Consider the following 203-nt stretch of genomic DNA (forward strand, 5'->3'; position numbering starts at 1 on the left):
AGCATCTGCCGGAATGCCCGGCTGGTGTACTGGCAACCCTGATCCGAATGAAACAGGATATTCCGTGGCTCTCCACGCGATTCGTAGGCCATGGTCAGCGCTTTCTTTACCAGCTCCGTGTTCGGCGATAGGGACAATGCCCACCCCACGGGTTTACGAGCATACAAGTCGATGACCACTGCCAGATAAGCCCAGCGTGCCCC

Annotated in this window: 1 protein-coding gene; it reads right to left on the reverse strand. The window is 57.6% G+C overall.

The window, feature by feature from the left end:
* On the reverse strand, positions 1-203 hold a 203-nt coding region (locus MKZ40_RS17190), incomplete at both ends, for a DDE-type integrase/transposase/recombinase (protein WP_282628019.1).

Source organism: Cobetia sp. BMC6 (assembly GCF_029991385.1).
Lineage (GTDB): Bacteria > Pseudomonadota > Gammaproteobacteria > Pseudomonadales > Halomonadaceae > Cobetia.